The sequence below is a fragment of the Verrucomicrobiota bacterium genome (assembly GCA_038744685.1).
Taxonomy (GTDB): domain Bacteria; phylum Verrucomicrobiota; class Verrucomicrobiia; order Opitutales; family Puniceicoccaceae; genus Puniceicoccus.
The window spans coordinates 46940-59691 of record JBCDMB010000001.1; the positions used below are offsets into that span (position 1 = coordinate 46940).

The 12752-nt window shown below is 53.1% G+C and carries 9 protein-coding genes; all 9 read left to right on the forward strand.

All coding sequences use genetic code 11. The features are described from left to right. Positions 1-43: 43 nt before the first annotated feature. The 9 genes from AAGJ81_00215 to AAGJ81_00255 all read left to right on the forward strand — a co-directional run bounded on the left by AAGJ81_00215 (position 44) and on the right by AAGJ81_00255 (position 12749). Entirely contained in the window at positions 44-2230 is a 2187-nt protein-coding gene (locus AAGJ81_00215) for a sensor histidine kinase (protein ID MEM0964557.1), read from the forward strand. Next, the gene (locus AAGJ81_00220; GenBank protein ID MEM0964558.1) at positions 2227-2865 is read left to right on the forward strand and encodes a response regulator transcription factor; all 639 of its coding nucleotides are present in this window, start codon (positions 2227-2229) and stop codon (positions 2863-2865) included. The genes AAGJ81_00215 and AAGJ81_00220 overlap by 4 nt, the downstream gene beginning before the upstream one ends. Before the next feature lie 376 nt (positions 2866-3241). Then, entirely contained in the window at positions 3242-4666 is a 1425-nt protein-coding gene (locus AAGJ81_00225) for a Gfo/Idh/MocA family oxidoreductase (GenBank protein MEM0964559.1), read from the forward strand. Between the two features lie 21 nt (positions 4667-4687). Next, complete coding sequence (locus AAGJ81_00230) at positions 4688-6304, forward strand: sulfatase-like hydrolase/transferase (GenBank protein MEM0964560.1); 1617 nt, start codon at positions 4688-4690, stop codon at positions 6302-6304. Positions 6305-6326: 22 nt separating this feature from the next. Then, entirely contained in the window at positions 6327-8144 is a 1818-nt protein-coding gene (locus tag AAGJ81_00235) for a sulfatase-like hydrolase/transferase (protein MEM0964561.1), read from the forward strand. 20 nt (positions 8145-8164) lie between these two features. Continuing rightward, a complete protein-coding gene (locus AAGJ81_00240) occupies positions 8165-9481 on the forward strand; it encodes a hypothetical protein (GenBank protein MEM0964562.1) in 1317 nt (438 codons plus the stop codon). A gap of 141 nt (positions 9482-9622) precedes the next feature. After that, on the forward strand, positions 9623-11137 hold the full coding sequence (locus tag AAGJ81_00245; protein MEM0964563.1) for an arylsulfatase: 1515 nt from the start codon (positions 9623-9625) through the stop codon (positions 11135-11137). Between the two features lie 15 nt (positions 11138-11152). Beyond that, positions 11153-11794, forward strand: a complete 642-nt coding sequence (locus AAGJ81_00250) for a DUF1080 domain-containing protein (protein MEM0964564.1) — start codon at positions 11153-11155, stop codon at positions 11792-11794. A gap of 76 nt (positions 11795-11870) precedes the next feature. Continuing rightward, entirely contained in the window at positions 11871-12749 is an 879-nt protein-coding gene (locus tag AAGJ81_00255; protein MEM0964565.1) for a glycosyl hydrolase, read from the forward strand. Positions 12750-12752: the final 3 nt, after the last annotated feature.

Sequence of the window (12752 nt, forward strand, 5' to 3'; positions counted from 1 at the left end):
TGCTGTTTACCTCGACGCTTGTTTGCTCCTCATGAGAGAAACTGTGAAAAGATGGTTCCGTCTGGTGTTTTTTCTTGGAGCTTCGTGGTGCGTTGCACCGGTGTTCGCGCAAGAGACAGAACCGATCCGGTTGATTGGTGAAGTCCGAGTCTTGACAGAGAGTGAAGCCGAAGAGTCTCGTAGGGTTGTCCTCGAGGGACAGGCGATCAGAGTCCACCCGGCGGGGCACGGTTTTTTCCTGCATGACGGGCAATCTGGCATTTACGTCGAAGGGCTCCCACCGGGAAAATCCTTCGAGGATCTTACGGCAGGTGATCTTGTCCGCATTGAAGGATATACGAAGCCCGGGCATTTTACGCCGTCGATTCAACCTGAGACCTTTCAAAAGACGGGCCGTGCACCGCTACCCGAGGCGAGACCTTTCTACCTCTACCAGATTTTTGATACGAATATCGACTCGGACTGGGTTTCGGTAATGGGGCGCCTAATTTCCGTTACCGTATTCGATAGATTGAATGCTATCGTGATCGGGCTGGATATGAATGGGATTACCGTCTACGCGCAGTTGCCTAAGACGGAAGAGGGGCTTCAGCGGGTGCGTGAATTGATGTTTCGGCTGGTGCGGTTTGATGCCGTTGCGGGATCGGTTTTTAACACGAATCGGCAGCTTACAGGGCGAATCTTCTTTGTAAACTCAGCTCAGGATCTTATCCCGCTTCGGGAGGGTGCTTTGGTTGAGGATATGCCTTCTTTCGGGATTCATGAGCTAATGCGAGTGGGTGCACGGTTGAGGCAGTCCGTTCAGACGGAAGGAGTGGTGACCTACGTTAGCGATTCCGAGCTTTTTCTGCGGGGCAAAGAGAGTTCGCTATTGGTTGTGCCAAAGGAAGTGCCTGATGTTTCGCTAGGTGACACGGTGGTCGTCGGTGGTCTGGTATGGCCGCAACCCGTCAGCCCGGCGTTTCGCGCAATTGAGGTCGAGAGAATGCGGGAAGGAGATCCGCCTGAACCGAAGCAGGTCGTCCTCGGAAATGAAATTGATTCAGGTCTGAATTTTGAGTTGATTCAGCTGGAAGCTGAATTGGTCGATATCGGGAAGAGTTTCGAGATCTCGGTTCTCGATGTTGAAGAGAAGGAACGAGTGTCGCTTTTGTGTCGGTCAGGCCCACATCTTTTCGAGGCCTATCTTCCGGAAGGTGAGACCTTGAGCGGAGTTGAGCCAGGTGCGCTTCTTTCCCTAACAGGTATCTGTCGCCTCGAGGTCGCTCCAGAGGCACTTGGCATCATCTTTGTAGATGGCTTATCGCTACAGCTTCGAGGGCTCGAAGATGTGAAGGTTCTCAAAGCAGCTCCCTTCTGGACGCCTCTCCGGTTGGTCTTGCTGCTGTTGATCGCTCTTGTCCTCATGTCGCTCTTTGTTGTTTGGGTCTTTTTGCTGCGTCGAACTGTCGAGCGCCAGACGTCGACAATCAGTAGTCAGATCGAGCGCCAGACGATCTCAGACGAGCGCCAACGAATCGCACGTGAACTTCACGATAACCTGGAGCAAGGGCTGGCCGCGATGGCGATTCAGCTGCGGGGTGCCTACAAACTCCTCCAGCGTCTCGCGAACAAGGCAGAGCAGTCGGTTCGTCGATCAATCAATCTGAGCGAGCAAGCGGATCCAAATTTGCAAACCCATCTTAAGGGTCGACTTGAGGAGATCGCACATGACTCAGCGCAAAGCCAACGAACAGTGAGGACAGCGCAGGAGATGCTCGCTCACTGTAGCGAGGAGGCACGGGCGTCGATCTTGGACCTTCGAGGGGGTCTATTGGAGCGGATGGATCTGCCATCGGCCCTCGATGTGGCCCTTGAATTGATTACCGAAGGTAGCGGAGCTCAGGTCACGGTTGAAGTCTTGGGTTCTGCCCGAAAACTTCGGAAATCGGCGGAACGCAATCTTTTGCTTATCGCTCGGGAATCTGCAACTAATGCAATCCGTCATGGCGAGCCAAAACGAATTGACGTGTCGATTGAATACAGAACGAGCTCGCTTCGACTAACGATCATTGACGATGGGGTGGGTTTTGATCCGTATCAGCGGAAGAAGGCAGGGCATTTCGGGTTGATTGGAATGAAGGAGCGCGCTGTAAGTTTAAAGGGTAAATTGGAAATCAAGAGTGAAGCGTCGAAAGGAACGAGTGTTGTTTTGCTGATACCCGATACAATGGAACTTGAGAGACCGTGACGAAAGCAAAGCAGATTCGGGTTCTGGTAGTGGATGACAATGCTCTCCTACGCCTTGGTTTGACGGAGACGATTACGATCGAGCCTGGCCTGGAATTGGTGGGAGAGGCAGGTAGCGGAGAAGAGGCAATTGAACTCGTCCGAAAATTGAAGCCAGACGTAATTACGATGGATTACCAGATGCCTGGGATTAACGGGGTCGAATGCACGCGCCAGTTGATAGGAGAGTTTCCAGACGCGAAGATTATCCTTTTGTCGGTTTTCGATTCGGAAGAGGACATTTGGAAAGCAGAGAAGGCCGGAGTGAAGGGATATCTTACGAAGAAGGCCGGAGAGGTGGAAGATGTCTTGGAGGCGATCCATGAAGTTGCTGCCGGCGGGACTTACTATCCGTCAAGCATCGCCCAGAAGCTGGCGCGCCGGAAAAAGCTCAAGAATCTTACGGAAAGGGAAATGACGGTTCTTGAATTGTTGGCTTCGGGTTACAGCAACAAGGAGATCGAAGATAAGCTCGAAATATCTTTGCCCATGGTGAAGCTGCACATTGTTAATCTTCGAGAGAAGCTGGGTGCGGCGGATCGGACGCAAGCAGTCGTTCAGGCGTTCAAGCGGGGTATCCTGCATCTGGACGAGTAGTGGATTTGTTGAGTCGACTGTCTGGGCCTTGATCATTTTTACGAATCCGGTATTGGAAGCACTTCGCGGTTAGCTTGGAACGTCAGGTGAACAGCCCTTTGGAAGGAGTTAAAATGAGAGTTCGCTGCGTTAGCTTGGTGTTCACGGGCTTCAGCCCACTACACATCAAGCCGCCTTCCGCCTTTGCTGAAGAACTGTGGCGAGAAAGGTGCGCTGCTCTCATTTCAACACCCACCTGGCGGTTCAAGCTAATCGCGATGTGCTTCTATGTGTTCGAAGAGAACGTATCTTTTGGCTATGTGGTTGCCTCACTGGGATTTTGCTAGGGTTGGGGTCAACGGGAGTAGGTCATGATGTCCGCTCGCGGATTTACCCTATGCATACACTTAGTCGTCGTGGCTTCATCAAACGCTCCAGTGCATTTGGCGCGGTTGCTGTCCTTCCCTCGTTCATTGCTCTAGGCAGTAAGGCAACTAGTGGAGCGGCCCCTAGTGAACGGGTCAACGTCGCCTTCATAGGAACGGCAAACAAGGGATATCGGAATCGTAAAGCGTTTCTCGCTGGGGCAGGAGACCTGATCAACGTCGTCGCGCTTTGCGATGTCCACTTGCAGCAGACTCAGTGTCAGGAATCGGCTTCCGAGCATCCAAGTGCACGACAGTTTACTGACTTTCGAGTCATGTTTGAAGAAATGGCGGACGACATAGATGCGGTCATCGTTTCAACCCCGGATCACACCCACTTCCCAGCGTCGATGATGGCGATGCACTATGGCAAGGCGGTTTGGTGTGAAAAGCCTCTCGCCCACACTTTTGGGCAATGTGAACGGATGATGGATCTTGCTGAACGCTCAGGTGTGGTCACGCAGATGGGCAACCAGGGCCACTCTGGGGCAAACTACTTTCAATTCAAGTCTTGGACCGAAGAAGGTGTGATCAACAACATCACAAAAATTGATGCCTACCAGGTCCAGGGGTCTCGTTGGAACGGATGGTCCAAGAATTCAAAGTTCGACAGCTTTCCGGATGAAGTCGTTCCCGATGGACTCGATTGGGATCTCTGGTGCTCAGTCTCTCCAGAGCGTCCCTATAGCAGGTGGCTCCATCCGAACAATTGGAGGGGTTGGTATGACTTTGGTTGCGGGAAGCTCGGTGACTGGGCAGCACACGTAATCGATACGCCGCACCGGTTTTTGAAACTGGGCTATCCCGATAAAGTCACCTCGCTCATGCGCGATGGAGTCCACCCCCTTATTTATCCCAGCCACTCGACAATCCGGTTTCAGTTTCCGCAGCGTGAGGATATGCCGGCCGTGGAGCTAAACTGGTACGACGGTCCGGGCAACTTCCCTGTGATCTCCGAGCAATACCGCGATTTAAAAAGTGAACAGCCTGGTTACGTCGCACCCGAGGGCACGAGACCACCCCGGAGCGCCTACGTCGGTAAGATCATGTACGGTAATGACCTCGTCTTCCGTGCAGTTTCTCACTCGGAGCCTCTCCGAATCGTTCCGCGCGAAAAGTTCTTGGATCTGCGCCGCGATCTTCCGCGCTTCCCACAAAAGAACTCAAACCACTGGACCAACTTCATTCTTGCCTGCAAGGGTGAGGAGGACGCGCGGTCACCGTTTAGCGTATCAGGCACACTTTCGCAGGTGCTCGCGATTGGTATGATCTCCCAGCGCCTCGGCGGGGAGCTGCACTTTGATCGGGAATCGAAACGCTTCACCAATAGCGATGCGGCTAACGCACTTCTTGACCCTGCACCCCGCGAGGGTTGGGAGGAGTTCTACGCGCTTTAGTTTATCAAATAGTAGTGACGGATGAATAGAGTGCTCCTTACCGGACTCGCGTTTTGCTTCAGCACTTTAGTTTGTGGGGCGGAAAAAAAGCAGCCCAATATTATCATCTACTTTGCGGACGATATCAGCGCCCGGGAGCTACCCCTGTACGGATCTTCAGTCTGGTGTGATGGTATCCGTGGTGGAGATACCAGTGATCCTGCGAAACGTGCGTCGACCCCGGTGCTCGATAGGTTGTCGGAGGAGGGCGTCTGGGTTACCAACGCCTGGGCGGCAACGATTTGCAGTCCAAGTCGGGCGATGATGATGACGGGCCGTCATGCCCACCGCACGAAGTGGTGGAACAACAAGGACCGTGGTGTTTACAAGGATCCGCGTGGCAGGTTCACCACCTGGCCGCTTTACGAGAGCTCTCCTATTTTGATCAGTCATGTCGCGAATGAGGCTGGCTACGCAACTTTCTGGACGGGTAAGACACAAATGGTCGGTCCTTTCGAGGCCTACGGTTTCCACGAGGGGGCCTTCACGCCAGGGAACTGGGAGCATCTTGATAATCCTTACACCGACTTTCGCCTGCTCTTTGAGGAGCGGGATGGCCAGCGCCTACTCATCAACGACGACACGGATGAACAGGTCTTCACTTACAAACAGCATGGCTGGAACTTTTTCCCTCATGTTAAAGTGCTGAATCATCCGGCAAATCCGGGAGAACTTGTCTGGTGGCCGAACACTCCGGAAGCTCGGGCGGCCTTTGATGTTACGACTTACGGGCCTGATGTGGAACAGGACTTGGCCCTCAATTTCATGGACCGCGCCCACGCCGAGGGGAAGCCATTTCTCATCTATCACACCAGTCACCTTGGGCATGATGCGTTCGACTGGCTCAATCCGGACTCCGACAGTAAGTGGCCCGGAACTCCAGTGATAGAGTGGGATGGTCAGAAATACACGCGTGCTGAAGTAAAGATTACCGGCGATGACGGTGAGTATGACACCCATGGAACCGTGACAGAGCCTGGCATGCACAGCCACCTCAACTACATCGATTACCAGATATGGCGCTACCTCGAAAAGCTCGAAGCGATGGGCGAGGCAGAAAACACGATTATCATTTTCACGTCAGACAACGGCACCAGTGGCTTTGGTAAAAACAGTCCCATCCAGCAACGCGGTGCTCATGTTCCCTTCATTGTCTACTCGCCCGGTATGACCAAAAGCGGAAAGCAGGACGCCTTGGTGAGTCTGACTGATGTCTTGCCGACCATTGCGGAGCTTGTGGGATGCGAACTGCCGGCCGACTACGAGATCGACGGAGAAAGCCTTGTGCCTTTTCTCTTTGGTGAGGAGCGCGAGCACCGCAAATGGGTGTACTCGTTCCGCGGCCCCGAGCAGTTCATCCGAGGCAAATACGTGCTCAAAGACGGTGCCGAAAAATGGTGGGATGTTTCAAATACTCCCAACGATCTGACCAGTTTTGCCCCCATCACGAATTGGAACCAGGTCTCCGAGGTGCATCTCGGCGAGCGTGAGAAACTCGAGGCGATCCTCCCAGTTTATGACCTCTACTTTGACGAACACGAAGCTCCGGGGATCCCCAATCGATTCCCGAAGATCAACTACCGGCGAAAAGCAGAGTAGCTCGACCGGAAACTTTTAGACGATGAAGCTATACCCCGCACTACTCTCAATCCTGATCGCTGTTCAAGTCGTTGGAGCTTCAGATCAGCCAAACATTCTTTGGATCGTGACCGACGATCAACGCTATGACTCGATTCGGGCTTTCAATCAGATGTTGACTGGGGAGGAAATGAGTCCGCTTGGCTACGTAGAGTCGCCGCAGGTGGACAAGCTTGCTGCCGCAGGCACAACCTTCATCAACGCCTACTGCCAAGCCATGGGCTGCGCGCCGTCGCGTGCTTCGATGCACTATGGGAGGTATCCATTCCGCTCAGGGATCTACGAGTTCGAGTATCACAATACAACAGCGCCGCATCGTGAACCGAGTATCCCCGAGCATCTTGCAGAGCTCGGCTACCACACTGTACAGATTGGCAAGCTGGGCTTTCGTCTTCGTCAGGAACAGCCAGGTGGGTGGATGAAAGCGTTCAATCCTTACGCGCAGAGTATTTCGTTTCGGGAGCTAGCGGCTGAGGGACTCGTGGATTGGGGAAGGGTCTGGATCAATGAACTCGATGGTGTGAAGCTTGATGAGCCGCTCTCTAATTTGCGGTTCTTTGTTCTACCTGACGGGGAGATCAAATACTTTTCGCTTGAGGTAGAGGAGCTGTTTCCAGACCGAAAGGGTGACACGGTCTTTTTAAACGAAGAATTCGATTTGCTTCGTCATCACAACGCGAGGAAGCCACCTGCGAAAGACAAGGGCATGATCCTGAGTGGTGTGAGCCCCCAGCCTGCAGGGAAAACCCGGGACGCCTACTACAACGTCTCACTTTCCGAGCTGCTTGCGAACGAGAACCAGACTTTCAAGATGGGCGAGCTGGAGTTTGATGGTGTCGATCCGTCAAAGCCGCTGTTCGTTCATCTCGGATACGATTTTCCTCACACCCCGGTCTTGCCACCGGCCGATTATCGCGAGCGTTTTCAACGCTATACCTACGAACTCCCTGAGTTGACGGAAGAGGAGCTTGAGACGATGCCCGAACAGCTGAAGCGAGCTACGAGCTTTGGAGCGTCCGATCACTACACCGATGAAGAGAAGCAGAAGATGATTCAGGACTATTTCGCTTTCTGTGCCTACGGGGATGCCCTTGTCGGTCAAGCGGCGAAGGACTTTGTGGAGTACAGTAACAGGCATGGGCAGCCTTGGATGATCGTTTATGTCTGTGGCGATCACGGTTGGAAACTGAATGAACATGGCTCCGTTTCAAAATTCACGCCGTGGAATATCGATCAACAGAATCCAATTATTGTTGTCTCTTCAGATCGCGCTGCGTTCCCCGCTGGCAAGGTCGTCCGTGATTTCACTGAGTTTGTAGATATTGCACCCACGATCCTGGCGGCAGCAGGTGCAGATCTAGGTGATCCGAAGTTCGACTACCTCGACGGTTTTGATATGGCAAGGATCGCTTCCGGTGAGCAGCCATCTCGAGACTATGTGACCGGGGAGAGTCACGCAGTCACCGGACCACGTGCCTTTATACGGATGAAAGATTTTGTGTTTTCAATGCAGACCCGCCCGGACAAAAGCCATGGTGGAAACATGGATTGGGGCCTCACTGCAGCGTATGAAGATGTCGATCCCGCGCTCTATCATATGCCGTCTGACCCCGGCGAAGTGAATAATCTGGCTTTCAATCCAGAATACCGTGATGTCGCGAATGCGATGCGCGAGAAGCTGGGTAACATAGTGCTGGGGGACAATCGCGTCGAAGTGAACTGGGGTCCAAAGGCGGACGGCGTCGAGATATTCCGCAGCAACTTCGCGCCTGACGCCCACGATGGTCAGCTTGAACTTTAGACCTTAGAACAACCCCGTAGATGAAGCCATTTAAACACAGGATTTTGCTCTTCGCTTTGATTTTTGGGGCCATTGCAACCGTTCAGGGTGAGTTGGTTTTTGAAGAGGATGATGGGTTGGTCGTCATCGAAATGGAGAGCACCGACTCTGATCTTGGAAATTGGAAACTGGTTGAGACGGATACCGATGGTTATCCTGAGGAAGACGCGGGCGAGGGGCATCTTGAGTATCAGATTTCACCAGCCTCGGGGTTTGTTGATGCGGAGCTTTACCGGGAAGCCGCGACAGTCGGGAGGAACTACGATGGTTGGAATTCGCTACGGAAGAGTTTGATAGACTCTGAGACGGAATGGAAATTCCGTAAGATTATCGGCCCTGATTGGCTGCATGTTGCACCTAATGGAGTTCTTTCGGGTATACCTCTCGAGGCAGATGTAGGTATGAGCGAGTTTCAGGTGGAGGCCTACGCCCCTACTGGTGAGAGCAGTATCGCTCGACTGCGGATTCCAGTTCAAGATGCCGATGTCGTTTATCGCTCGGGACGAATAGTTGTTAGTTCGGACGGCAACCACCACGATCCTGACGATTGGGGCGCCACCACAGCTTCTTTAGCGATCCTAGCCTCTCTCGGCCTCCAGGACAGTCTCGCGCTCTATATTCACAGCGACCACATTTGGGGAAGTAGTGACTGGGGTGGTGCCGAGCAAATGAAGAGGAGTGCCGTAGAGGGCGGTAGGCTGTTTGGTTTTGATACTAAGCGAATCATTTCCGGAGTCGACGATCCCGAGCGGGCCTACGATTTAATGAGGGATCAGATCGTGAGATCGACGGCTGAAGATCCGTTGGTAATCGTAGCAGCGGGTCCGATGCAGGTTACAGGAGAGGCTCTATCCAGGGCTCGTGATTTGAATCCTCAATCATTGTCACACGTCCGTTGCATCTCTCACTCAACCTGGAACAACCGGCATGCGGATCAACCTGCTGATTTCGAGTCCCACCACGGCTGGACTTGGTGGGAAATGATCGAGGAGTTTACGGACGACGGAGTTATCTTCGATAAAATCCACGATCAAAACCAAAAATTCGAAGCCTACAAAGGACTGTCTTCAGGAAGCGCAGGGCCTGACGGAACGGTTCTTTGGGAGCCTTGGTATTTTTTGCGGGACTACGATTCGAAGGATGAGATGACCAATAAGGCGATCCAATTTATTTGGGAGCGAATGCGCGCTTCAAAGAAAGCGGACATTTCGGATGCAGGCATGATCTATTATCTTGTTACGGGCGATCCGTGGGCTGATCCGAAGAAGATCGAGCAGTTATTTGATCACGGGTTTTAGTATGAGGTCTCAAAAAAACCGAACATGGCCAAATGCCGTTTTAACGCTTTCGACAGCTCGAAGTGGCCTCATTCCTGAATTGGAGCAGGCACAGACCCCCTACATCCGCGAACTTAAAGCCACAAGAAAGGCGAACTAGATATGAAAAAACTACATCTCCTCCTTTTATTCATTTTTGCTGGATCTGCGTGGGCGGAGCCGACGAGACCGAACATCGTTTTTATCATGGCGGACGACCTCGGTCTTGGGGACATCAGTTTCCACGCCCGGACGATCCAAGGCGAAGAGCCGATCTTTGAGACGCCGAATATCGACGCTCTCGCGGAGCAGGGGCTTTGGTTTACCGACGGGCATTCGGCGACGGCACTCTGCGCACCCACGCGCTACGCAGTAATGAGTGGTAACAACAACTACCGCAGCTACTCGCCGGGTGGCGTGTGGAGCACCTTCGCGCCGACGCCATTTCGCGAGGGTGAAGTGACGCTCGGCACGGTCGTCCGCGACGCCGGGTATAACACTGGCATGGTGGGAAAGTGGCATATGGGCGGTGACTTCTACGAGAGAGGCAGCCGCAGCAAGATTTACCGTGGGGCGAAGAACGGTGATATTCTGGACAAAGTCGATGTGTCGCGCTGGGCGGGTAGTGGACCTCGCTACGTTGGCTTTGATTACGATTTTATCAGCCCGTGTGGGATTCAGGGGCCGCTCTACCTGCTATACGAGAACGAGGAATGGTATCCAATCGCAAGGGACTCTGAGATCATTTATCTCAATGATGAGACCGCGATCCGCGCAAAGGATGTGAGCGACAAAGGTTTCGGCCCTGGAGATTCCAAGTGGGACGCTCGCGAGATCGGTGATATTCTCTCCCAAAAGTGCGTTGAGTTCATCGAAGCGAGTGCTTCGAAGCGGGAACCTTTCTTCCTCTACTACTGTTCGCCGATGGTGCATATCCCGCATGTTCCGCCGGATCAGTTTGACGGGAAGAAAGTTGAAGGCGCCACGCCGACTCCGCACCTCGACATGGTTGTCGAGCTCGACCTGCAGGTGAAACGGATTGTCGATGCTTTGAAAGCGACTGGTCAGTTTGAGAACACACTGTTGGTTTTCACCTCCGATAACGGTGGCTTACGTGACGGTAAAGCGACCCGGGAGCACGGCTACCAGCCGGGCGGCGGTTGGAACGGGAGCAAGAACTCTCCTCTCGAGGGTGGCCATAGAGTTCCTTTCTTCGCTGTGTGGCCGGGTAAGATCCAGCCCGGAATCACCGACGAGCTGGCAGTCAATCAGGATATGGTCGCCACCTTTGCGGCGCTGGTAGGCACTCAGTTGCCAGACGGTCAGGCACTCGATTCGAACAATCTATTGCCGCTCCTGCTCGGTGAGTCCGGCTTTGAACAGCGCGACTTTTTCGTCAATCAGGCAGGTGCCAGCCACGAGTTGATTTATCGAAAGATGCCTTGGAAGTATATGATCAAGAGTGATTTCAAGCGGACAAAGTATTTACCCCATGCTCTCTACAATCTCGAAAGCGATCCGGGGGAAACAAAGAATCTGATCAAGAACCCGGAGTTTGGCGTTATCGCTCAGCGCATGCACGACGAGTATATGGACATTATTACTTCAGGGATTCCCACGGCTCCGGGCCGGAGATAGCCACAGAATACATCAATGAAATACTGCTCACTCTTCTCGTTTTTCGTTTTAACGGCGCTCTACGCTGAAAGTGACTTCATTTCACTGGATTCGCTGGAACATTGGGAACCGACCAACAAGGTCGACGGTGGTGGATGGACGATTGATGAGGAAGGTCTCATTCACTTCGTGCCGGGAAAGAAGGGTATCTTCCGGACGAAGGAGCGCTTTCTGGATTTTGAGCTCGTTTTCGAATGGAGGATTTCCAAAGGGGGCAATAGCGGGGTCTTCTATCGTCAAGGTCAGGGCAACGCGCCCGAATATCAGATCCTCGATGACGTCCATCACCGCCGTGGGCAATGGGCGACTTCAAGTGCCGCGGCGCTCTACGATCTCTACGGTCGATCCGACGATTCAAGCGTGAAGGACTATGGCCAATGGAATACCGCGCGGATTCTGGCCAAAGGAAACCGCCTGCAGCATTGGCTAAACGGAGTGAAGGTAGTGGACGTTGAAGTGGGTAGCGATGATTGGAAAGAGCGTTTCGAGAAGAGTAAATTCACGAAGGACCCGGAGAAAACCAACTGGGATTTTGGTCTGCAGGAAGGGAACATCTGGCTCCAGAACCATGGGGGCGAGGTTTGGTATCGCGGATTCAAGATACGGAATCTGGACTGACTGAATGAGCCGAAAGATAGGATGACCAGAAGGGAGAAATCGTGTCTTGTATAGGCACGAATCCTCCCCGGAATCCATGCATTCAAAACTACCTCCTCCTATCGCATTGTTTGTGCTCTTGTCTGCTCTAGTTCATGGGCAGAGTGCCCCAACGTTCATGGAAGGAGAAGATCCGCGTCCTGATGGGTTGAATTGGGTTCCCGTTGAGAAGATGTCGGATGAATTCAATGGCAAGGCTGTCGATCTCAGAAAATGGCAGATTGAACCGAATGAGAATAGCTTCACTTGGATCGGGCGGCCGCCCGGGCTTTTTCAGGCAAAAAATGTCTCTGTTTCAGAAGGATCCCTTCAAGTCGAGGTAGGCGTGCTCGACGAGCCGTGGGAGGGCGAGGAAGGTCTCTACACTTATTACGGAGGAATCGTGCGCTCCATCACCCCCGGCGATGTGGGTTATTATTTCGAGTGCCGGATGAAGGCTAACGCTACGGAAATGTCGTCTACTTTCTGGTTATTGACCGAGGGTGGCTACGACGAGGCACTGGAGCTCGATATTCAGGAATGTGTAGGTCGTGTGACGCCACTGACCCGAGGGTGGGCGCGGAATTGGGACCGGGTTTTTCACTCCAATACGATTCACTGGCGCTACTTCAGCGAGCCGCGACGCGTGCAAAAATCGAACTATGTCCAACTCGATGAAAAGAATTCCAGCCGTTACTTTGTCTATGGCGCGTGGTGGAAGTCGGATGAGGAGATCCAGTTTTTCCTCGATGGTGTGTACCAATACTCAATCCGACCCGATTCGACCTGGGATATCCCCGCCTACTTGCACATGGCCATTGAGACCTATGATTGGAACCCCGTGCCGGAAGACGGTGGCATGGTAGCGTCCGGAACGAAGGAGGAACGGACAACCAAGTATGACTGGATCCGAACTTGGAAACTTGTGAATGAATGAGAG